Consider the following 22,413-nt stretch of genomic DNA (forward strand, 5'->3'; position numbering starts at 1 on the left):
GTACCCGCCGCCGCTGACAATCACGGCAGCCGAGCGAGCCGGCCGGGGGTCCGGCCCGACCGCCTAGGCCCGGTCGACCAGGTTGGGGATCTCCTGCGTGGCGAACCACAGCAGCTCGTGATCGTCGGCCCCGTCCACGACGAACTGCGCGTCGTCGTCCCCGCCGTCGGCCGCCTCCAGCGCCTGAGCCGCCGCGGCCACGTCCTGCTCCGCGTCGTCGGCGTCGACGTGCACCGCCGCAGCCTTCGCGAGCGGCACCGTAACGGCCACCGTCACCTCGCCGAGCGCGGAGGGGTCGAGCCCACGGTCCGGGTCGGTCGTGGCGGCGCCGTCGGGCACGTCGACGGCGACCACGACCCGGCGCCGTCCCGCGTCGGGATCGTCCGCCAGCAGCCGCAGCGAAGCCAGCGCGGCCCGGCTGAGCGCCGCGTACTCCAGCTCCTCGATGTCGTCGGAGAGGTACCACTCGCGCAACGCGGGCGTGACGGCGTAGGCCGTGAAGGGGCCGTTCCCCAGCTCACCCGTCTTGTACGCCTCGGCGAGACCGGGGAGGGTCAGGGGGACGTAGACGCGCATGGCTGGCCGCTCTTTCCTGGTCACCGACGGGCCTTCAGGATACGTGCGGCCGTCCCCTTTCGGGTCCCCGCCCGCACCCTCGGCAGCGTCCACCCGACGCCCCTCACCTCACCCGGTGCCCCCGCCTGCCCATGGGGTTTCCGGGGGCCTCCACCACCCGGATAGGTGAACATGTCCGGGCCCTCACCACGCGGCCCACCTTCCTTGCGGCGCCAGGCCCCGCCCCCGTACAAGATCCCCACCAGCGAGTTACCGCCCGGTACGTGCCGGGCCCGCCGAACGGGGATCCCCATGAACAAGGTCATGAGCCGCGCCGCGCAGCCCCGCCCGCGCCACCGTCCTCCGACCCGCCAGGACTCCCGGCGCCCGGGCAGCACGCCGCCGCGCAACCCCGTCCGGGGCAGGGCCCTTACGACGCCGGAGGCGGCCGCGGCGCGGCCACGCCCCACCGACCTCTTCGCCGACCGTCTGCTGGCCGTCCTCAGCGGCCAGCGCCCCGTCCACTGGATGCTCCGGCACACCGCGGGCCGCGCCTACGACGACCTCGCCGGCCTCGCCGAACGGCGCCCCCTGCGCACCCGCGGCACCCGCCCCGTCGTCCGCGACATCGGCTACTACGTCCCCCGCACCGGCGCCCTCGAAGTCTTCGCCCGCATCGCGGCAGGCAGCCAACTCCGGGCCATGGCCTTCCGTCTGGAACAGGGCCCGGACAACCGCTGGCGCTGCACAGCGATCGAACTGGGTCCGAGGCCCTCACGCACCCCCGAGGACTGACCCCGGGGCGGAAACCCAGGGCGCCGAAGCAACGCCCGCAGGCAGCCCGCCGCAAGCCGAAGGGCCGGGCCTCCACAAGGAGACCCGGCCCAGAGTCAATGGCTCGAGCGTCGCAGGCTACTTCTTGCGGCGCCGTCCGCCCTTCGCCTGCCGGCGGCGCTCGGCCCGCGTCAGCCCGTCGGACTCGGAGCGAACGGGCTCGTCGTCCTCGAGGTCGCGCTCCAGGATGCCACCCTCACCGTCGACGGTGGGCGCGGAGAAGTGCAGATCGCGGCGCTGCGGAACATCGAGCCCCTTGGCCCGGATCTCCGGACGCGCGCCCGCCTGCGCCGGCACCGTGTCCTGGACACCCCCCGCCACCGGCTGGACCTCCTCGACCGGGACCTCCTCGACCTGCTGCTCGACCTGGACCTCCAGGTTGAACAGGTAGCCGACGGACTCCTCCTTGATGCCGTCCATCATCGCGGTGAACATGTCGAAGCCCTCGCGCTGGTACTCGACCAGCGGGTCCTTCTGCGCCATGGCGCGCAGGCCGATGCCCTCCTGGAGGTAGTCCATCTCGTAGAGGTGCTCACGCCACTTGCGGTCGAGGACCGACAGCACGACCCGGCGCTCCAGCTCGCGCATGATCTCGGAGCCGAGCTGCGCCTCGCGGGCCTCGTACTGCTCGTGGATGTCGTCCTTGATGGACTCGGAGATGAACTCGGCGGTCAGACCGGCCCGGTCACCGGCCGCGTCCTCCAGCTCCTCGATGGTCACCTTCACCGGGTAGAGCTGCTTGAAGGCACCCCACAGCCGGTCCAGGTCCCAGTCCTCGGGGAAGCCCTCGGCGGTCTCCGCGGCGATGTAGGCGTCGATCGTGTCGTCCATGAAGTGCCGCACCTGCTCGTGCAGGTCCTCGCCCTCCAGGACGCGGCGGCGCTCGCCGTAGATGACCTCGCGCTGCCGGTTGAGCACCTCGTCGTACTTCAGAACGTTCTTACGGGTCTCGAAGTTCTGCTGCTCGACCTGCGACTGCGCGGACGCGATCGCCTTCGTGACCATCCTGTTCTCGATCGGCACGTCGTCCGGCACGTTCGCCATCGACATCACGCGCTCGACCATCTGGGCCTTGAAGAGCCGCATCAGGTCGTCGCCGAGCGAGAGGTAGAAGCGGGACTCGCCCGGGTCGCCCTGACGGCCGGAGCGACCGCGCAGCTGGTTGTCGATGCGCCGCGACTCGTGCCGCTCCGTGCCCAGCACGTACAGCCCGCCGAGGTCCTCGACCTCTTCCTTCTCGGCCTTGACCGCCCGCTCGGCCTTCTCCAGGGCGGCGGGCAGGGCCGCGGCCCACTCCTCGATGTGCTCCTCGGGGTCGAGGCCGCGCTGACGCAGCTCCGCCTCGGCGAGGTCCTCGGGGTTGCCGCCGAGCTTGATGTCGGTACCACGGCCGGCCATGTTGGTGGCCACGGTCACGGCGCCCTTGCGGCCGGCCTGGGCGACGATCGACGCCTCGCGCTCGTGGTGCTTGGCGTTCAGCACCTCGTGCTGGATGCCGCGCTTGCTGAGCTGCTGCGAGAGGTACTCCGACTTCTCGACGGACGTCGTGCCGACGAGGATCGGCTGGCCCTTCTCGTTCTTCTCGGCGATGTCGTCGACGACCGCCTCGAACTTGGCCACCTCGGTGCGGTAGATCAGGTCCGACTGGTCCTTGCGGATCATCGGCTTGTTGGTCGGGATCGGGACCACGCCGAGCTTGTAGATCTGGTGGAACTCGGCGGCCTCGGTCATGGCCGTACCGGTCATGCCGGAGAGCTTCTTGTAGAGGCGGAAGAAGTTCTGCAGGGTGATCGTGGCGAGCGTCTGGTTCTCGTCCTTGATGTCCACCCCTTCCTTCGCCTCGATCGCCTGGTGCATGCCCTCGTTGTAGCGGCGGCCGGCGAGGATACGGCCGGTGTGCTCGTCGACGATCATGACCTCGCCGTCGATGACGACGTAGTCCTTGTCCTTCTTGAAGAGTTCCTTGGCCTTGATGGCGTTGTTCAGGTAACCCACGAGCGGGGTGTTCACCGACTCGTAGAGGTTGTCGATGCCCAGCCAGTCCTCGACCTTGCTGACACCGGACTCGTGGATGGCGACCGTGCGCTTCTTCTCGTCGACGTCGTAGTCGCCGGTCTCCTCCATGCCCTTGAGCGGGTTGCCCGCCTCGCCCTTCTTCAGGCGGGTGACCAGCTTGGCGAAGTCGCCGTACCACTTGGTGGCCTGGTCGGCCGGGCCGGAGATGATCAGCGGCGTACGGGCCTCGTCGACGAGGATGGAGTCGACCTCGTCGACGATCGCGAAGTTGTGGCCGCGCTGGACGAGCTCGTCCTGGGACCACGCCATGTTGTCGCGCAGGTAGTCGAAGCCGAACTCGTTGTTGGTGCCGTAGGTGATGTCGCACGCGTACTGCTCGCGGCGCTGGGCCGGCGTCATGTTGGCGAGGATGCAGCCGACGCTCAGGCCCAGGAACTTGTGGACGCGGCCCATCATCTCGGAGTCGCGCTCGGCCAGGTAGTCGTTGACCGTGATGAGGTGGACGCCGTCTCCGGAGAGGGCGTTCAGGTATGCCGGCAGCGTGCCGACGAGGGTCTTGCCCTCACCGGTCTTCATCTCGGCGACGTAGCCGAGGTGCAGGGCGGCGCCGCCCATCATCTGCACGTCGTAGTGACGCTGGCCGAGGACGCGCTTGGCGGCCTCGCGGACGGTGGCGAACGCCTCGGGGAGCAGGTCGTCCAGGCTCTCACCGTCGGCATAGCGCTGCTTGTACTCCTCGGTGAGGGCACGCAGCTCGGCGTCGGAGAGGTCGACGAAGTCCTCTTCGATGGAGTTGACCTGGTCCGCGATGCGGTGCAGCTTGCGCAGGATCTTGCCTTCGCCTGCACGCATGATCTTCGAGAGGACGGACACGGGGGCTGGTCTCCTTGCCGGTCGGGCCTGGGACGGTCGGTTTTCCTTTGACGTACTGAGCAACGGCCATCGTATGCGAGGACCCGGCTGCGCCGGGAGGCCTGGCGGCCCGACGGCTGCTTCACCCGGTCCAACGGACGGCACACGCGGATAGTGCCGCACTGGTGCGGGGATTTGCGCGAATTGTGATCACCCGCTCACACACCGCGAAAACGCTGGCGCCGCGGGAGTCACCCGAACAGAATCGGCCGATGGAACCCGTCACGCTCACCACCGACCGTCTCGTTCTGCGCACCGTGGGCCCGGACGACACCGAGGCGGTGTACGAGGCCGCCCAGGACCCGGACATCCAGCGCTGGACCACGATCCCCTCGCCCTATCTGCCCGAGCACGCCCGCAGCTTCACGGAGCAGATGGTCCCCGACGGCTGGTCCGAGGGCTCGATGTTCACCTTCGGCGTGTTTCCGGCCGGCGGGGCACTGGCCGGGATGCTCGGTCTGACGATGCGTGCGCTCGGCGTGGCCGAGGTGGGCTTCTGGTCGGCCAAGGAGCATCGCGGTCAGGGCTATGTCACCGAGGCCGTGCTCACCGCCTGCCGGTGGATCTTCACCGAGGCCGGCGTCGATCGTGTCGAATGGCGTGCCGAGGTCGGCAACCACGCCTCCCGCGCGGTGGCGGAGCGCGCCGGTTTCGCCATCGAGGGCACCCTGCGCTCGGCGATCAACAACAAGGGGGTCCGCCGGGACTGCTGGGTGGGCTCCCTGCTCCCGTCGGACCTGGGCCTGCCGTCGACGGCGCCGTACCTGCCCGCCCGCACCTGACCGCCGGGACGAAACCGCAGGTCGCTCCCGGTCTGTCAGTGCCGCCCTCTATCGTCCGACGCATGACGACCCTTCCGCGTCCCACCACCACACTCACCGCGGACGACGCCCGGCGTGTCGCCCTGCGGGCCCAGGGCTTCCTCGGTGCGCCCGACCGGCGTGCCGGTGTCCGCGGGGTGCTCCGCCACCTCGGCGCGGTCCAGCTGGACACCATCTCGGTCCTGGCCCGCTCCCACGAGCTGGTGCCGTACGCCCGTCTCGGCGCGGTCGGCCGCAAGACCGTCGAGGCCGCGTACTGGAAGCCCGAATCCATGGGCGCGGCTCCGGCACGGCCCCACGCCTTCGAGTACTGGTCGCACGCGGCGTGCATCCTCCCGGTCGAGGAGTGGCCCCACTTCGCCTTCCGCCGCCGCGCCTACCGCAACCGCCCGCACTGGAACCACCAGCTCCCCGACGGCGTCTACGACCAGGTCATCAAGCAGTTGCGCGCCGACGGCCCGCTGACGGCCACGGAGTTGGGCGGTGCGAAGAAGACCAGCGACTGGTGGGACTGGTCCGGCACCAAGGTCGCCGTGGAACGCGCGCTGATGTACGGCGAGGTGGTGTGTGTCGAGCGCCGCGGCTGGAAGCGGGTGTACGACCTCGCCGAGCGCGCGATCCCGGACGCGCTGCTGCACGACGAGCTGGACGACACCGAGTGCGTGCGCCGTCTGGTCCGGCTGGCCGGTGAGTCCCTCGGCGTCGGCACCCGCGCGGACATCGCCGACTACCACCGCCTCAAGGGCGAGCAGGTCGACGCGGTGATCGCCGACTCGGGTCTGGTGCCGGTCGAGGTGGAGGGCTGGGCCAAGCCGGCCTGGGCGGACCCGGCGGCTCTGGCCGCACCGCCGCGCGGCCGCCACCGCACGACACTGCTGTCCCCGTTCGACTCACTGATCTGGGAGCGGGCGCGCACGGAGCGGCTCTTCGGCTTCAGCCACCGTCTGGAGGCGTATGTCCCCAAGCCGAAGCGGGTCTACGGCTACTTCGCGATGCCGGTGCTGGCCGGCGGCCGGCTGGTCGGCCGGGTCGACCCGGCCCGCGAGGGCCACACGCTGGTGGCCAGGCAGGTCACCCTGGACGACCCGAAGGCGGTCCCCGCGGTGGCGCAGGCCCTGATCGAGGCGGCGACCTGGGTGAACTGCGCGGACGTCCGCGTGGAACGCGTGGACGCGCCCGAACTCCGCGAGCCCCTCACCCGGGAACTCGCCGTTCTGCTCGGCTAGGCGGTGCCTTCTGGGATCAGGGCGGCGGTCAGAAACGGTGCCTGACCGGCCGACCCGAACAGGGTCTGGTGCGTGCAGCCGCAAGGGCGGAGGCGGGCGCCGATGCGATGAGGGTCCCCCCGCGCGAGCGCAGCCGAGCGTCGGGGAATCGGCAACCGACGACAGCGCGGCAACGGTGCGGGCCAGACCCCGCGCCGCCGCCAGGTTCGAAAAGACACGCCCCAGGGCGCTAGCGGATCTCGAGGATCTTCTCCCGCATCGCGTAGACCACCGCCTCCATCCTGGAGTGCAACTGCAGCTTCTCCAGGATGTTGCGGACGTGATTCTTCACGGTGTTCTCGGAGATGAACAGCTCCTTGGCGATGTCCCGGTTGTTCATCCCCGTGGCGACGAGCTTGAGGACCTCCAGCTCGCGGTCGGTCAGCCGGGGCGCGGGCACCAGCCGGCGCTCGTCGGTGCGCTGGATCATCGACTTGAACTCGGTGAGGAGCTTCGACGCCATGGACGGGCTGATCTGTGACTGCCCGTCGGCCACCGCGCGAATGGCGGTGGCCACCTCGTCGGTGGAGATCTCCTTGAGGAGGTATCCGGTCGCGCCCGCCTTGATCGCGTCGTAGAGGTCGGCCTCCTCGTCGCTGATCGTCAGCATGATGATCTTCGCGCTGGGGGCGACCTCCTTGATGGAGGTGCAGGCCTCGATCCCGCCGCGCTTGGGCATCCGCACGTCCATCAGCACGATGTCGGGCAGCAGGTCCGCGGCCTTGTCCACCGCCTCCGCGCCGTCGCCCGCCTCGCCGACGACCTGGATGTCCTCCTCGGCCGCGAGCACGATCTCCAGGCCACGGCGGAAGAGGGCGTGGTCGTCCACGACCAGGACTCTGATCGGCTCCTTGCGCGAAGAGCCCGAGTCCGGGCCCACGCCGATGACAGCGTCGCCGTCGTCGGCGTTCCGCATCGGTCCGAAGGTGTCCGCCATCGTTCCTCCCCCAGAGGCTGTGGCCTGTGGTCCTGTGCCATCGCCAACCCAAGGCATCGGCCCACCGGTTGGGCCGGTGCGGCCATGATTCCATGCCCGGACGACACGGAGGTGACGTGCGGGGCGCGAAGTGGTCGCACACCGGTGCCCCTGGGGGCGCACACACGCTTCCAGGGGCACCGGCTGAGCTTCGGCCGGGCGGGTCAGCCGCCCAGCGTGCCCCCTGCCGCGGGGGGCTGCACCTCAGCGACCATCGGGTCCGTGCTGAGGTGGATGACGCCGTAGTCGTAGGCGTGTCGCCGGTAGACGACGCTCGGCTCCTTGGTCTCGGAGTCGACGAACAAGTAGAAGTCGTGGCCGACCAGTTCCATCTCGTAGAGGGCCTGGTCGAGGCTCATCGGGGAGGCGACGTGGGTCTTCTCGCGGACGATCAGGGGGCCTTCGCCCTTGACCTCCAGCGAGCCGATCTTCTTGGTCGGCACTCCGTCCGTCTCCTCGTCGTGGACGGGTTGGCCGTTGCCGTTGAGCGTTGCCGCGTCCGGGACGTGGTCGGGAACCTCGGCCGCCGAGATCCGGCGTGCGCCGCGCCGTGAGAAACGCTTGTCGTGCTGCTTGCGTAGCCGGGCGTCCAGTTTCTCCGCCGCCAGGTCGAGTGCCGCGTACGGATCGCTGGCCGCTGCCTCCGCCCGGATCACCGGACCGCGGGAGTGGAGCGTGATCTCCACTCGGTCACAACGGTCGGCCTGTCGTGGGTTGGGCTCCTTGGACACCTCGACGTCGAGGCTGATCACCTTGGCATCGAGCCTCTGGATCTTCTCCAGCTTCAGCTTGTCGGCCACGTGCTTTCGGAACCGCTCGGGCACCTCGGTCTTGCGGCCTTTGACGACGATGTCCACGCAGAACTCCGTTCCCGGATCGCTCCGCTCCATCGGCGGAGCATCTCCCTTTTGCACCAGGTCCCGGTGAGCCCCGGAACCTCGGACTCGGTGACTTCCACCTCCTCCTCCCCCAAGGGCAAGATCTCCACCCCACCGGCGCGGGTGATAGCGGAAAACCCGCAGCACGGCATTCGGATATGAGAGGTGTGGCCTGCGCCTTTCCTCACAACCGAACATATCTCGCCCGGACGGATGTCGTCACCCTCTACTGCGGCGTACCTCCGTTCAGGTGAATTGGCCCTCTCGCTATCTGCAACGACGCAAGTCAGCGGTCAGTTCCTGGTTATTTCGAAAGAATCCGGAGGAGCGGCGATCACGGCCGCCCGGAGCGCCTCTCCTATGGCGTTCGGTACCACCTTTTCCGGTGCACCATGCACCCACTTCTGCCTCTCCCACCGTGCTCCGATCCGTCGTTCCCCCCTTCCTTCCCGAGTTGCGGCCTCGTACACGGCCGTTGTGCCATCACGGCGGGATACCGCCGCCTCCCGAAGGGCGCGGGCCGCCTCAGCGAGGCTCGCGCCCGTCGTGATCAGGTCGTCGACGACCACGACACGGCCACCGGCGAGCAGCCGCGCCCCATCCGCCGTCGCCTCCAGCGCGCCCGCGAGGTTCGCCAGGCGCTGGCGGGCGTCCAGCGCCGCCTGGTCCGCCACGGCCCGCCGCTGCCGCAGCACGGCGGCCACCCGGGCCGGCGTACCGGTGCGCCGCAGCTCGCCGGCCGCCGCGAGCGCCATCCGCCGCACCGGGTCGTGTCCGCGTGCCCGCACGGCCCACCGGGCCGAGGGCACGGGGACGAGCAGCACGGTCCCGGGCGTGCGCCGTACCGCCGACATGTCGCCGGGCCCGGCCGGCCCGAGACCCGCGCGCACGACCCCCGCCAAGGTCGCGCCCAGTGCTCCCGTGAGCGCCAGTGCGCCCCGCTCCTTGTGCGCGAGGAGGAGCGCTCGTACCTCCCCCGCGTACGGAGCCGCCGCGTGCACCACCGGCAGTCCGGGCGGCTCCCGCGTCGGCCGCACCCGGCGCGGATCGGCTCCTCCCAGTGCGGTGCGGCACCGCGGACAGAGATCCGTACGAGGTGCTCCGCAGCCTGCGCACTCGGCCGGCAGCACCAGGTCGGTGAGGTCGTGCCACCAGCCCCGCATGCCCACCACTGTGCCAACGCCCGGCACGACCGGCCACCCCTGTGGAAAACACCCTGTGGACAGCCCGGAGCGACGCCCGCCGCTCATCACCCACACGAGTGCGGACCGTACGGCCATCCGCCCGGACGGGATCTTCGGCCTCGGCCCGAACTGGTCGGCGCCGTCACACCCTCAGTCCGGGCGGGCCGGTGCAAAGCCGCCCGTCGTCCGCCCGGAGGGCGGGGCAGGCGGGACTCTCGCAACAGGTCCTAGGCCCCGCTGCCCGAAACGGGCCGACACGACCCCGCCCCGCAGCCCGAACCGGCCGACACGACCCCGCCCAGCCCGGAACGGCCGTGCAGCCCGAACCGGCCGACACGGCCCTCCCCCGCAGCCCGGGCCGGCCGACACGACCCCGCCCAGCCCGGAACGGCCGAGATGGCTCCGCCCTCAACCCGGATAGACCGGTGCCGTGCCGTCCTTGTCCACCTTCTGCCACTGCGCCCCGGCCGGCAGTCGTACGATCCCGTCCTCCGAATAGGCCACCAGCGGGGCCCGTTCGTCCTCGGACGCGCCGATCGCCTTCACGCCGGACAGGGCCGCGGGCGCCGGACCGTCCAAAGTGGAGCCGTCGACCTGGACGTACCGCATCTGATGCACGCCCCCCTGCTCGAGGCCGACCACGACCAGCCGGCTGTCCCCCGCCCAGGACATGGCGGTGACCTGCTCCAGATCGGGGGCGGCCGAGCGCAAGTCGACGACCACGGGACGCTCCCCCGGCTTGTCCTCGCGCTCGATCCTGCCGATGCGCAGGGACTGCTTGCCGTCCTTCTCCACGACCAGCGCGACCCGCACCCCGTCGGCCGCCACCCGCACGTCCCGGATGCGCCCGGGCAGGTCGGGGATGGCGACCCGCACCGGCTTGCCGCCGCCCTGCTCCAGGACGTACAGCTTCGGATCACGAGGGTCGCGGTCGGCCACCCACAGGTCGCCGTGGGCGTCCCAGCTCGGGGTGGTCAGCCGGTCGGTCGCGGCCTGCCCCTTGCTGCTGACCACCGGCTCGCCGAGCGAACCGTCCGACGTCAGCGAGGTGACGTAGAGCGCCTTGCCGTCGGCGCCGACGCCGGCCACGGTGTGCTCGTCCCGCGAGACGGCCACCGACTGCAGCACCTTGTCACCGGTGCCCAGCGGGCCCGGCACCGGAAGGGCGCTGGTCCCCGTGGCCCCGGTCGGCAACCGCACAAGCCGGTGCTTGCCGTCGAGGAAGTACAGGTAGTAGGGGCGCTGGGCCGAGGCGCGCCAGGCGGCGGAGTCGGCACGCTCCCCGGTGAGGTCGCACAGCCGGTGCCCGCCGGGTCCCTGCAGCTCGACCGACTCCAGTGTCGGGGTCAGGTTCCGCAGCGTGAACAGCAACTGGGTCGCCATCTCCACGCACTTGGCCGACCCGGCCCGGGAGGCCTTGGCGTTCAGCGGCACCGTCAGTCTGTTCTGGTCGTCCGGCGTCAGGTCCGACACGCCCTTCTGCAGGGCCGCACCGGTCGGGAAGCTCGACCTGACCACCGCCTCGAGCCAGCTGGTGGGACCGCTCAGCAGCGACCGCACCACCTGGGTCATCGGGTCCACCTTGCCGCGGACGAACACCGGGTCGGCCACCACCACCGGCTGCCCGGTCGCCCCGGCCGTCGTGGTGGAGGCGAAGTAGTACTTGTTGACGGACGTGTAGTTGCGCTGGAAGTCCGACTTGCCCATGACGACGCCCTGGGGCAGCGAGTCGATGCGCCACTGCCCGCTCTTGGCGTCCTTCGTGAGGTGCACCTTCTTGCGGTAGTCCCCGCCGGCCGGCGCATAGGCCTGCTGTGCGTCGACGGTGGCGACCTTGCTGCCCGACAGGATAAAGGTGAGGCTGTCGGTCGGGACCCCGCCGGCCGGCTGGTTGTCGGTCACGATGCTCGGCCCGTTGGCGAGGACGGTGGCCGACCGCTCCGGCCGCCAGGCGCGCGCGGCGTCGGCGGTCAGGTACTTGCGCGCTGTGTCGTACTGGGGATCGTCGCTGGTCAGCGCCTCCAGGAAGCCCTGCATGATCTCGGTGGCCTGGGCGTCCTCGGCGGGCGGCATGGCGAACACGCGGACCCCGGTGTCCTGCCGCGGCGTGGACTCGACGTCCCGCAGGTCGCCGCTGTCGGGCATCGAGGCGCACCCGGCCAGCAGAACGGCCCCCAGGGCCGCGTACGCCACCGCGCGTCCCGGCCTGCGCCGGACGCCCCCCTCGCGGTCAACGCCCACGAAATGCCTCCCCTGGCTGGGTCGAGTCCTCGGTCCCGGCCGTGTCGCCACGGCCCGCGTGTGTGTCGGGTGCCGGCCCGGCCGCGGCCGTGTCGTCGGGGCGCCGCGCGGCGCCGGTCGGCCGCGGAACCACGCGCGCGCCGTTGCCGTTGCCGGGCAGCGCGGTCGGGTCGGCCGCGGACGTGCCGGTGGCAGGACGTGGGGCGCGCGCGGGCAGCGGCGACACCTGGCCGGCGCTCGACTGCACCGGTACGGTCGCCCGCTTCTCCTCGCTCCCGCGGGGCAGGCCGACCTGGTCGAGTCCGCGGTTGCGCCGCGAGTCCTTGGGTTCCAGCGGTATCGGCGAGCCGCGCAGCGGCTCGTCCGCGGTCCGCGGCAGCGTGAGCCGGAACTGCGAGCCGCCGCCGGGCTCGCCCCACGCCTGCAGCCAGCCGCCGTGCAGCCGGGCGTCCTCCAGGGCGATCGACAGGCCGAGGCCCGTGCCGCCGGTGGTACGCGCGCGTGCCGGATCGGCCCGCCAGAAGCGGCTGAAGACGCGGGTCGCCTCGCCGGGCTTGAGTCCGACGCCGTAGTCGCGCACCGCGATGGCGACCGCGCCGCCCGCGGCGGCGAGCTTGACGACGACGTCCTTGCCCTCTCCGTGCTCGACGGCGTTGACGACTAGATTGCGCAGTACGCGTTCCACCCGACGGGCGTCGGCCTCGGCGACGACGGGCTGCTGGTCGCCGATGACCCGAATGCGGGTGCCCTTGCGCTCGGCGAGCGGCTCGGCCCCGCCGACCACCCGCCGCACCACCTCCCTGAGGTCTATCGGCTCGGCCTCCAGCGCCGCGGCGCCCGCGTCGAAGCGGCTGATCTCCAGCAGGTCCGCGAGCAGCGACTCGAACCGGTCCAGCTGGTCGGCGAGCAGTTCGGCCGACCGGGCGGTGACCGGATCGAAGTCCTCGCGGGCCTCGTGGATGACGTCGGCCGCCATCCGCACGGTGGTCAACGGTGTGCGCAGCTCGTGCGAGACGTCGGAGACGAACCGCCGCTGCATGCGCGACAGGTCCTCAAGTTGCTGGATCTTCAGCTGGAGGTTCTGCGCCATCTTGTTGAACGCCTCGCCCAGACGCGCGATGTCGTCCTCGCCGGTGACCTTCATCCGCTCCTGCAGGGTCCCGGCGGAGAGCCGCTCCGCGATCCCGGCCGCCATCCGCACCGGTGTGACGACCTGCCGCACCACCAGCCAGGCGATGGCGCCCAGGAGTACGACGACGAAGAGCCCGGCGGTCGCCAGCGTGCCCTTGACCAGGCTGAGGGACTTCTCCTCCTGGGTGAGCGGGAAGAGGTAGTACAGCTCGTAGGGGTGACCGTTGGGGTCGTTGACCTGCTTGCCGATGACCAGCGCCGGCTGGGACTCCTTGCCGTGGTAGTAGACGATCCGCGTGTAGCTCTGAGCGGCCGTCGTACTGCTGTTGATCCGGTCCCGCAGGTCGGTGGGCACGCTGGAGGAGGGGTCGACGTTCCCGGAGCCGCGGGGGCTGCGCCCGCCGCCGCTGTCGTCGCCCACGGGCAGCGTCACGACGTCGAAGGCACCGGCGCCCCCGCTGGAGAGCGACTCCACGAGGTCGCTCATCCACTGGATGACGTTCTGCGACGGCCGTCCGTCGGTGGTGGCGGTGCCGTCACCGGTCCCGGTGGCCGTGCCCGTGCCGCTGGCGGCCTCGTCGGCCTTCTGCTTGGCCACCGCGAACCCGCCGGTGGCCTGGCTCTGCGATGCCCTCACCTTCGCGTCCAGCAGGCCGTTGCGCACCTGACCGATCACGACGAAGCCCAGCAGCAGGACGACACCCAGCGACATCAGCAGGGTCGTGGCGACGACCCTGAGCTGGATGTTGCGCCGCCACAGCCGCATGAGGGGCAGCAGCGGGCGACGCACCCAGCGCATGAACAGCCGGACGATCGGGCTGCCCTGGACCCCGCCCTTCAGAAGGCCGCCCTCGAAGAGGCGTCCCCAGCGCGAACCCGCCGTCTTGCGGCCGACAGGCCGCCCCGGCCGGTCCCCGGACCGGCCGGGAGCCGAAGCGGCACTGTCCTCGGACACGTCAGCTCGGCCCGGCCTTGTAACCGACACCGCGCACGGTCACCACGATCTCCGGCCGCTCCGGGTCCTTCTCGACCTTGGAGCGCAGCCGCTGGACGTGCACGTTGACCAGGCGGGTGTCGGCGGCGTGCCGGTAGCCCCACACCTGCTCCAGCAGCACCTCACGGGTGAACACCTGCCAGGGCTTGCGGGCCAGCGCGACCAGCAGGTCGAACTCCAGCGGGGTCAGCGCGATCGACTGCCCGTCCCGCTTCACCGAGTGCCCGGCCACGTCGATCACCAGGTCACCGATGGTGAGCTGCTCCGGCGCCGGCTCCTCCGACCTCCTGAGCCGCGCCCGGATCCGGGCCACCAGCTCCTTCGGCTTGAACGGCTTCACGATGTAGTCGTCGGCGCCCGACTCCAGGCCCACGACGACGTCGACGGTGTCGCTCTTGGCCGTGAGCATGACGATCGGCACCCCGGACTCCGCCCTGATCAGGCGGCACACCTCGATACCGTCCCGGCCGGGCAGCATCAGATCGAGCAGCACCAGGTCGGGCTTGGTCTCACGGAAAGCGGCCAGCGCCTTGTCGCCGTCGGCTACGAAAGACGGCTCAAAACCTTCACCACGCAGCACGATGCCGAGCATCTCGGCCAGTGCGGTGTCGTCGTCGACGACAAGGACTCGTCCCTTCATAAACGACATCATCCCATTCTCGTAACAGTGACAGAGGCGCTGGTGAGCGAGGTCACTGGGCGGTGACGATAGTCGTACGAGGCCGTCACTGTCTGCCCCCGTACTCGGGAGAGGGGTGCCCGATGGTGCTTGTGCGGCCTCATCCCCGTGCTCCGAGGGCTCCGACGCATGGCTGATCGAGGGTGTGCTGTTCCTGCTCGACCGGCTGACGATGCGAGCAAGCCGGCGGGTCGAGTACCTCGCCGACCGCGCCTCCGCCCGTGCCGGATCCACCGCCGCCGCGGTGGGTCTCCTGAACCGCCGCCTGGTCGCCGACTCCGCACTGACCACCCTGCAGCGCGAGGTCAACGACGCCGCCCGGAGCGGGGCACGCACCGGCAGCAGGGCCGGCGACCGGGCGAACGGACTGTGGGAGCGCCTCACCGCACACATGGAGTCGATCCCCGAGCGCGAGCACGAGCGGCCGCGCCGCGCCGGTGCACTGCGCGGGCACAACATCGACGAGACCCATCCGCCGGCCCGTCTGCGCCGGGACTGCCTGCTCGTCGGCGCGCCCCGGCCCGTGACGGTCGCGGGCCGGGCCGGCGCGCCCCGCCCCGCGACCGTCACGGGCGACGAGGACCGCGCGCGGGGCGTCGCAGCCGAACCCACCGAGGCACGGCGGGAGGTGGCCCGGCGGATTCTGCGCGACGGAGTGACCGGCTGAGAGCCCCTCCACGCGGAAGAGGCGAGCCGGTCGGGCCCCCTGCTTGACGTGGACGTCGGACGCCACCGCCCCTTCCTCTGCGAATCGCCGCAGGGGAAGGGGCCGTTTTCCGTTGCTGGACGCCTCATCCGCCCGTCAGCCGGGCGCTGTCCGGCCGGGGTCGGCACACAGCTCCGCGAGTGCCTCGGCCGTCACCGGCGATACGGCTCCCACCTCGGTGACGATCGCCGTCACCAGCTCGGGCGGCGTCACGTCGAACGCCGGGTTGTACGCCTGGGTGCCCAGGGGCGCCACCGGAATCCCGCCACCCGCCCCCGTCACCTGCACCTGGGGTGCTGTGACCTCGGTCACCTCAAAGCCTGGGCGCTGCTCGACCTCGATGGACGCCCCGTCCGGCGTCTGAGAATCCACCGTCGTCAGCGGCGCCACCACGATGAACGGCACATGGTGGTACCGCGCAAGCACCGCGAGCGGATAGCTCCCCACCTTGTTCGCCACCGAACCGTCGGCCGCGATCCGGTCCGCCCCGATCAGCACCGCGTCCACCTCACCCGCCGCGAACAGCGACCCGGCCGCGCTGTCGGTGAGCAAGGTGTACGCCATACCGTGCCGGGCCGCCTCGTACGCCGTCAGGCGAGCGCCTTGCAGCAGCGGACGCGTCTCGTCCACCCACAGCCGCCGCAACTGGCCCGCCCGGTGCGCGGCGAGCGCCACCGCGAACGCCGTCCCCTCCCCGCCCGAGACCAGCGACCCGCTGTTGCAGTGGGTCAGGATCCGGTGCCCACCCCCCGGCAGCAGCTCGTCCAGTAGCGCCAGGCCGTGGGCGGCCATCCGCGCACTCGCCTCGGCGTCCTCCCGGTGCAGCGTTCGCGCCGCGGCCAGCGCCGCCGTCGCCGCCGCGGTCGGGTCGCCGGTCCTGGCGAGCGCCGCCCGGTGGGCGGACTCGGCCTTGCGCACCCCGACGGAGAGGTTCACCGCGGTGGGCCGGGCTCCTTCGAGCGCCCGCGCGGCCTCCTCCACGGCGAAGCCCCGCGCGGCGGCGAGCGCGACCCCGTACGCCCCGGCGATCCCGAGCAGCGGCGCCCCGCGCACGGCCAGCGAACGGATCGCCTCCACCAGCGCCGACGCGTCCGTGCACACCAACTCGACCTCTTCGGCCGGCAGCCTCGTCTGGTCGAGAAGCACCAGTACGGGACCTTCGGGTGGTTCCTCCCATCGGATCACAGGTATCTCGGTCGGCCGCTTGTCCTCGCGGGATTGCGCGTACTGATCAGCCATGCGGTCAGTCTGCCCCGGAACCGGCGGACAATTGAAGGAGTGCAGCCCCTACCGCGGCCGGTCACGCGGTGACCACCCCATGGCACGATGTCTGCCAACCTGCCACCGCGACCGCGGACGGGCATCGTGAAGGAGCTTCGATGACAGACACTCCGGGCTGGGCCTCGCCCGGATCCGCCCCGTCGTCCGACGGGCGGGAACCCGGCGCGTCCGGCCCCGCCGAGCCCGCTGACCGTCCCGGCCCCACCGGTCCCGCCGAACCGGCCGCGCAGCCCGGCACGGACCCTCAGGGCCCAGGCCCGAAGTGGTCCAGCGAGCAGCCGCCACCGGGGCAGTGGTCCGCTCCCACGGGCCCCCCGAGCCCCGGTCAGGCCCCGCCGCCACCACCCGGCCCGGGCTGGGGCGGCGGACAGCCCGGCGGGTACGGCGGACCCGGAGGCGGCCCGCACGGCGGTCCTCCCGGCGGCTACGGCGGCTACGGCACTCCCGGCGGCTACGGAGCCTGGGGCGGCGGCTGGGGCGGTCCCCCGCCCGCGGCCAAGCCCGGCGTCATCCCGCTGCGCCCGCTCGGTGTCGGCGAGATCCTCGACGGTGCCGTCTCCACCATGCGCACCTACTGGCGCACCGTCCTCGGCGTCTCGCTGACGGTCGCGGTCCTCACCCGGCTCAGCGTGATCCTCCTGCAGGGCCTCGTCCTGAAGGACAGCGAGACCACCAACGCCCTCAACGACCCCAGCGCCTCGGCCGGCGAAGCGCTCCGGGCCTTCGGCGCGGTCGCGGCCGGCACCGGTGTCGTGACAGTGGTCACCGTCGTCGGCACCATCATCGCGACCGCCCTGCTCACGACGGTCACCAGCCGCGCCGTCCTCGGCAGGCCGGTCAGCGCCGGTGAGGCCTGGCGGGACGCCCGCCCGCAGGTACCGAAGCTGTTCGGTCTGCTCCTTCTGCTGGGCCTCATCTCCGTCGGCGTGCTGCTCTGCGGCGCGCTGCCCGGCATCATCGTCGCCGTCGCCGGCGGAAGCGAGGGAGCCGGCATCGCGCTGCTCGTCCTCGGCATCCTCGCCGCCGTGGTCGTCATGGTGTGGCTGACGGTCCGCTTCTCCCTGGCCTCGCCCGCGCTGATGCTGGAACGGCAGAGCATCGTGAAGTCGATGAGCCGCTCCGTGAAACTGGTGCGCGGCTCCTGGTGGCGCGTCTTCGGCATACAGTTGCTCGCCGGGATCATCGCCAACATCGTCTCGTCGCTCGTGGTGATCCCCTTCGCCCTCATCGCGGGCGCCATCGGCGGCGACGGCATGGTGGGCTTCCTCGCCACCGGCGCCCAGAATCCCAGCTGGACCTTCCTGATCATCAGCGGCATCGGCGCGGTGATCGGCTCCATGATCACGCTCCCGATCAACGCGGGCGTCACCGTGCTCCTGTACATCGACCAGCGCATCCGCCGCGAGGCACTCGATCTCGAACTGGGCCGCGCCGCCGGTGTCCAGGGCTACGCCGCCGGCGCCCCCGGCCCCGTCCCGGGGAGCTGATGCGGTGAGCCTGACGGGGGGAGTTCTCACGGCGGCCCCAGCCCTGCCGGGCACCGCCGGATCGGCCGCACGAGGCCTGCTGGGCGCGGTCCACACGACCGTCCTTGCGGCCGGCGGCTCGGGCGACGAGCCACCGGTGACCATTCCGCGCGATCCCGCACGGGAAGCAGCGCGCCGCGAGCTGTCCAAGCGGATGTACCACGAGAACGACCCCAGCCTGCTCCAGCGCGCCCTGAACGCCTTCTGGGACTGGCTCGGCAGGCTGCTCGACACCGCCGCCTCGGCGACACCGGGTGGCATGTTCGGCCTGCTCGTCGTGGTCCTGTTCGCCGTCGCCGTCCTGGCCGCCCTGTGGTGGCGCCTGGGCACTCCGCGCCGCCAACCGGTCTCCGCCGCCACCCTCTTCGACGACCGGCCCCGCAGCGCCGCCGAACACCGCGCTGCCGGCGAGGCACACGCCGCCCAGGGCCACTGGAACCAGGCCGTCCAGGAACGCATGCGGGCCATCGTCCGCTCCCTGGAGGAGCGGGCCCTGCTCGACGTCCGGCCCGGCCGCACCGCCGACGAAGCGGCCGCCGAGGCCGGCCGCACCCTTCCCTCGCACACGGACCGACTGCGCTCGGCCGCCCGGGAGTTCGACGACGTCACATACGGCGGACGAAGGGCGGGCAAGCAGTCGTACCAGCGCATCGCCGAACTCGACCGCGACCTGGAGCGCAGCCGGCCGGTACTCGCGAACAGCGCAGCCGGCACGGCCCACAACTCCCGCCAGGGAGCCGCCGAATGACCACCGGGGTCACCCTGCCCGCCACCTCCACGGCGCCCACCGCCCGCCAGGTGTGGACCCGCACCCGAGGCATCGCCCTCGCCGTAGTGCTGATTCTGGTCGCGGCCGTCGCGATGGCCGCCGTCCGCTCCCAGACCCGGCACGGCGAACTCGACCCGCGCTCCGCGGACCCCTACGGCAGCCGCGCCGTCGCCGAACTCCTCTCCGACCGGGGCGTCTCCACGCGCGTGGTCACCTCGCTCGGGGCGGCACGCGCCGCCGCCGGCCCGGACACCACCCTCCTCGTCGCCGCCCCCGACCTCCTGACCCACCGTCAGCAGACCGGGCTGTACTCCACGACGGCGCACTCCGGCGGCCGCACCGTCCTCGTAGCCGCCGGCAGCTGGTCCGTCGAGCGACTCGCCCCCGGGGTCACCGCGGACCCCGCCACCAGCTTCGACTCGACGCTCGACCCCGACTGCACCCTGCCCGAGGCCCGGCGGGCGGGCAGCGCCGACACCGGCGGCATCCGCTACACCACCACCCACCTCGACGCCGACTCCTGCTACCCCAGCGAACGCCTCGCCACCCTGCTCCGCCTCCCGGCGACCTCCGGCGGCGGAGACACCGTCGTGCTCGGCGCGCCCGACATCCTCTACAACAACCGACTCGAGAAGCAGGGCAACGCCTCGCTCGCCCTTCAGCTCCTCGGCTCCCGCCCCCATCTGGTCTGGTACCTCCCCTCGCTCTCCGACACCTCCGCCACCGACAACGGCGAGCGGAAGAGCTTCCTCGACCTGCTCCCCTCGGGCTGGCTCTGGGGCACCCTGCAGCTGTTCATCGCCGCGGCCCTCGCCGCCTTCTGGCGGGCACGCCGGTTCGGCCCCCTCGTGCCCGAGAACCTCCCCGTGGCGATCCGCGCCTCCGAAACCGTCGAAGGCCGCGCCCGCCTCTACCGCAAGGCCAACGCCCGCGACCGCGCGGCCGCCGCTCTTCGCTCCACCACCCGCACGCGCCTCGCCCCCCTCGTCGGCGTCCCCGTCGCCCAGGCGCACTCGCCCGAAGCCCTGCTCCCCGCCCTGTCCGCCCACCTCCACGGCGACGGACAGACCCTGCACTCCCTCCTCTTCGGACCGCCGCCCGGCGACGACGCGGCCCTCATCGCACTGACCGACCAACTCGACGCCCTCGAAAGAGAGGTACGCCGTCCATGATGGACCCGACCACTGACAACGCCGGGAGCACCGGGGACGCGGGCAGCGCCCGAGCCTCCCTGGAAGCCCTGCGCGCCGAGATCGCCAAAGCCGTGGTCGGCCAGGACCCCGCCGTGACCGGGCTCGTCGTCGCCCTCCTCTGCCGCGGACACGTCCTCCTCGAAGGAGTCCCCGGAGTCGCCAAAACGCTGCTCGTCCGCACGCTCGCGTCCGCCCTCGAACTCGACACCAAGCGCGTCCAGTTCACGCCCGACCTGATGCCGAGCGACGTCACCGGCTCACTCGTCTACGACACCCGCACAGCGGAGTTCTCCTTCCAGCCCGGCCCGGTCTTCACCAACCTGCTTCTGGCGGACGAGATCAACCGCACTCCGCCCAAGACCCAGTCCTCCCTCCTGGAAGCCATGGAGGAACGCCAGGTGACGGTCGACGGCACCCCGCGCCCGCTCCCGGACCCGTTCCTGGTCGCCGCGACCCAGAACCCCGTCGAGTACGAGGGCACCTATCCCCTCCCCGAAGCCCAACTGGACCGCTTCCTCCTCAAGCTGACGATCCCTCTGCCCTCGCGTCAGAACGAGATCGACGTCCTCACCCGCCACGCCTCGGGATTCAACCCGCGCGACCTGCGCGCCGCCGGAGTACGCCCGGTCGCCGGCCCGGCCGACCTCGACGCGGCGCGCGCGGCGGTCGCCAAGACGACCGTCTCCCCCGAGATCACGGCCTACGTGGTGGACATCTGCCGCGCCACCCGCGAGTCGCCCTCCCTCACCCTCGGCGTCTCCCCGCGCGGCGCCACGGCCCTGCTCGCCACCTCGCGCGCCTGGGCTTGGCTGACGGGCCGCGACTACGTCATCCCCGACGACGTGAAGGCCCTCGCCCTGCCCACCCTGCGCCACCGGATCCAGCTGCGCCCCGAGGCCGAGATGGAGGGCATCACCGCCGACTCCGTCATCAACGCCATCCTCGCCCACGTCCCGGTCCCCCGCTGATGGCACTCACCGGACGCGCCGCCCTTCTCGCGGCCCTCGGCTCGATCCCGGTCGGCGTCCTGGAACCCGGCTGGACGGGCATCCTCGCGGTCAACGGCCCGCTCGCGCTGGCCTGCGCCTGCGACTTCGCACTCGCGGCGCCCGTACGGCGCCTCGTCCTGTCCCGCTCCGGCGACACCTCCACACGTCTCGGCGAAAGCGCCGACGTCACGCTGACGATCGCGAACCCGTCCCGGCGCCTGCTGCGGGCGCGACTGCGGGACGCATGGCCGCCCAGCAGCTGGCAGCCGGGCACCGAGGTCGAGGGCTCCCGGCACCGCGTCAGCATCCCGGCCGGCGAACGCCGACGCGTGACGACCAGGCTGCGCCCCACCCGCCGCGGCGACCGCCAGTCCGACCGCGTGACGATCCGCTCCTACGGCCCCCTCGGCCTCTTCTCCCGCCAGGGCGCCCACAAGGTGCCCTGGACGGTACGAGTCCTGCCCCCGTTCACCAGCCGCAAGCACCTGCCGTCCAAACTCGCCCGATTGCGGGAACTGGACGGACGCACCAGCGTGCTGACCCGCGGAGAGGGCACCGAGTTCGACAGCCTGCGCGAGTACGTCCCCGGCGACGACACCCGCTCCATCGACTGGCGCGCCACCGCCCGCCAGTCCGCGGTCGCCGTCCGCACCTGGCGGCCCGAACGCGACCGCCACATCCTCCTGGTCCTCGACACCGGCCGCACCTCCGCCGGCCGCGTCGGCGACATCCCACGCCTCGACGCCTCCTTGGACGCGGCCCTGCTCCTCGGGGCGCTCGCCTCACGGGCCGGCGACCGCGTGGACCTGCTCGCCTACGACCGCCGGGTCCGTGCCCTGGTCCAGGGTCGCTCCGCCGGCGACGTCCTGCCGTCCCTGGTCAACGCGATGGCAGCGCTCGAGCCGGAACTCGTCGAAACCGACGCCCGTGGTCTTACCGCGACGGCTCTGCGTACGGCCCCTCGACGCTCCCTGATCGTGCTGCTGACGACACTCGACGCGGCGCCCGTCGAGCAGGGCCTCCTGCCCGTGCTCCCGCAGCTCACCCAGCGCCACACGGTGCTCGTCGCCTCGGTGGCCGACCCGCACATCGCGGGGATGGCGCAGGCCCGAGGGAACACCGAGGCGGTGTACGAAGCCGCCGCGGCGGCACAGGCACACAGCGAACGCCGGCGTACGGCGGAGCAGCTCCGTCGTCATGGGGTGACGGTTGTGGACGCGACACCTGACGATCTGGCCCCGGCTCTGGCGGATGCGTACCTCGCTCTGAAGGCGGCCGGCCGACTCTGATCAGCCTCTGCCGCCCCTCTCGGGGGAAACGGACCCGGAACGCAGAAAACCCCCGCATCTTTCGATGCGGGGGTTTTCCCAAAGATTGTTCGGCGGCGTCCTACTCTCCCACAGGGTCCCCCCTGCAGTACCATCGGCGCTGTGAGGCTTAGCTTCCGGGTTCGGAATGTAACC

18 protein-coding genes and 1 rRNA gene are annotated in these 22,413 nt (G+C 71.8%); 9 read left to right on the forward strand and 10 right to left on the reverse strand.

Features of this window, described 5'->3' with window-relative positions:
• Positions 1 to 63: 63 nt before the first annotated feature.
• A complete protein-coding gene (locus ACFZDC_RS17155) occupies positions 64 to 576 on the reverse strand; it encodes a DUF6912 family protein (protein WP_391324515.1) in 513 nt (170 codons plus the stop codon).
• A 291-nt stretch (positions 577 to 867) separates the two neighbouring features.
• On the opposite strand from ACFZDC_RS17155, the gene ACFZDC_RS17160 reads away from it, so the two are divergent.
• Positions 868 to 1,350: an Rv3235 family protein gene (locus tag ACFZDC_RS17160; protein ID WP_391324517.1), complete on the forward strand. Its 483-nt coding sequence runs from the start codon at positions 868 to 870 to the stop codon at positions 1,348 to 1,350.
• Positions 1,351 to 1,467: 117 nt separating this feature from the next.
• On the opposite strand, the gene secA is transcribed toward ACFZDC_RS17160, so the two are convergent.
• Positions 1,468 to 4,278 carry a preprotein translocase subunit SecA gene (gene secA, locus ACFZDC_RS17165; protein ID WP_391324519.1) on the reverse strand — a complete coding sequence of 937 codons (2,811 nt, stop codon included), beginning with the start codon at positions 4,276 to 4,278 and terminating at the stop codon, positions 1,468 to 1,470.
• A gap of 251 nt (positions 4,279 to 4,529) precedes the next feature.
• Here secA and ACFZDC_RS17170 point away from each other — a divergent pair, with 251 nt between their 5' ends.
• Complete coding sequence (locus ACFZDC_RS17170) at positions 4,530 to 5,099, forward strand: GNAT family N-acetyltransferase (RefSeq protein WP_391324521.1); 570 nt, start codon at positions 4,530 to 4,532, stop codon at positions 5,097 to 5,099.
• Between the two features lie 62 nt (positions 5,100 to 5,161).
• A complete protein-coding gene (locus ACFZDC_RS17175; RefSeq protein WP_391324523.1) occupies positions 5,162 to 6,364 on the forward strand; it encodes a DNA glycosylase AlkZ-like family protein in 1,203 nt (400 codons plus the stop codon).
• Between the two features lie 229 nt (positions 6,365 to 6,593).
• Here the strand turns inward: ACFZDC_RS17175 and ACFZDC_RS17180 are convergent, their stop codons facing one another.
• From ACFZDC_RS17180 to mtrA, 6 genes are all read right to left on the reverse strand, one after another.
• Positions 6,594 to 7,340, reverse strand: a complete 747-nt coding sequence (locus tag ACFZDC_RS17180) for a response regulator (RefSeq protein WP_391324525.1) — start codon at positions 7,338 to 7,340, stop codon at positions 6,594 to 6,596.
• A 203-nt stretch (positions 7,341 to 7,543) separates the two neighbouring features.
• Positions 7,544 to 8,236, reverse strand: a complete 693-nt coding sequence (gene hpf / locus ACFZDC_RS17185; RefSeq protein WP_391324568.1) for a ribosome hibernation-promoting factor, HPF/YfiA family — start codon at positions 8,234 to 8,236, stop codon at positions 7,544 to 7,546.
• 314 nt (positions 8,237 to 8,550) lie between these two features.
• Positions 8,551 to 9,420: a ComF family protein gene (locus tag ACFZDC_RS17190; protein WP_391324527.1), complete on the reverse strand. Its 870-nt coding sequence runs from the start codon at positions 9,418 to 9,420 to the stop codon at positions 8,551 to 8,553.
• A gap of 429 nt (positions 9,421 to 9,849) precedes the next feature.
• Positions 9,850 to 11,682, reverse strand: a complete 1,833-nt coding sequence (locus ACFZDC_RS17195) for an LpqB family beta-propeller domain-containing protein (RefSeq protein ID WP_391324529.1) — start codon at positions 11,680 to 11,682, stop codon at positions 9,850 to 9,852.
• Entirely contained in the window at positions 11,672 to 13,768 is a 2,097-nt protein-coding gene (gene mtrB, locus ACFZDC_RS17200; RefSeq protein WP_391324531.1) for an MtrAB system histidine kinase MtrB, read from the reverse strand. The genes ACFZDC_RS17195 and mtrB overlap by 11 nt, the downstream gene beginning before the upstream one ends.
• Position 13,769: 1 nt before the next feature.
• Positions 13,770 to 14,459 (reverse strand): two-component system response regulator MtrA, encoded by a 690-nt coding sequence (gene mtrA, locus ACFZDC_RS17205; RefSeq protein ID WP_191870552.1) that lies wholly within the window; start codon positions 14,457 to 14,459, stop codon positions 13,770 to 13,772.
• Positions 14,460 to 14,562: 103 nt separating this feature from the next.
• Between mtrA and ACFZDC_RS17210 the strand changes: the two genes are divergently transcribed.
• On the forward strand, positions 14,563 to 15,153 hold the full coding sequence (locus ACFZDC_RS17210; RefSeq protein WP_391324533.1) for a hypothetical protein: 591 nt from the start codon (positions 14,563 to 14,565) through the stop codon (positions 15,151 to 15,153).
• 135 nt (positions 15,154 to 15,288) lie between these two features.
• Here the strand turns inward: ACFZDC_RS17210 and mtnA are convergent, their stop codons facing one another.
• Positions 15,289 to 16,431, reverse strand: coding sequence for an S-methyl-5-thioribose-1-phosphate isomerase (gene mtnA / locus ACFZDC_RS17215; protein ID WP_391324535.1), 1,143 nt, complete (start codon positions 16,429 to 16,431; stop codon positions 15,289 to 15,291).
• A 140-nt stretch (positions 16,432 to 16,571) separates the two neighbouring features.
• On the opposite strand from mtnA, the gene ACFZDC_RS17220 reads away from it, so the two are divergent.
• The 5 genes from ACFZDC_RS17220 to ACFZDC_RS17240 are packed head-to-tail and all read left to right on the forward strand — an operon-like array spanning position 16,572 to position 22,239.
• Positions 16,572 to 17,960: a hypothetical protein gene (locus ACFZDC_RS17220; protein ID WP_391324536.1), complete on the forward strand. Its 1,389-nt coding sequence runs from the start codon at positions 16,572 to 16,574 to the stop codon at positions 17,958 to 17,960.
• 4 nt (positions 17,961 to 17,964) lie between these two features.
• Positions 17,965 to 18,747, forward strand: coding sequence for a DUF4129 domain-containing protein (locus ACFZDC_RS17225; RefSeq protein WP_391324538.1), 783 nt, complete (start codon positions 17,965 to 17,967; stop codon positions 18,745 to 18,747).
• Positions 18,744 to 19,940 (forward strand): DUF4350 domain-containing protein, encoded by a 1,197-nt coding sequence (locus tag ACFZDC_RS17230; protein ID WP_391324540.1) that lies wholly within the window; start codon positions 18,744 to 18,746, stop codon positions 19,938 to 19,940. Before ACFZDC_RS17225 ends, ACFZDC_RS17230 begins: the two co-directional genes overlap by 4 nt.
• On the forward strand, positions 19,940 to 20,929 hold the full coding sequence (locus ACFZDC_RS17235) for an AAA family ATPase (RefSeq protein ID WP_391324569.1): 990 nt from the start codon (positions 19,940 to 19,942) through the stop codon (positions 20,927 to 20,929). The genes ACFZDC_RS17230 and ACFZDC_RS17235 overlap by 1 nt, the downstream gene beginning before the upstream one ends.
• Positions 20,929 to 22,239 carry a DUF58 domain-containing protein gene (locus ACFZDC_RS17240; RefSeq protein WP_391324541.1) on the forward strand — a complete coding sequence of 437 codons (1,311 nt, stop codon included), beginning with the start codon at positions 20,929 to 20,931 and terminating at the stop codon, positions 22,237 to 22,239. The genes ACFZDC_RS17235 and ACFZDC_RS17240 overlap by 1 nt, the downstream gene beginning before the upstream one ends.
• 87 nt (positions 22,240 to 22,326) lie before the next feature.
• On the opposite strand, the gene rrf is transcribed toward ACFZDC_RS17240, so the two are convergent.
• A 5S ribosomal RNA gene (gene rrf / locus ACFZDC_RS17245) occupies positions 22,327 to 22,413 on the reverse strand; the annotation flags it as partial.

The organism is Streptomyces sp. NPDC007905 (assembly GCF_042959345.1).
Taxonomy (GTDB): domain Bacteria; phylum Actinomycetota; class Actinomycetes; order Streptomycetales; family Streptomycetaceae; genus Streptomyces.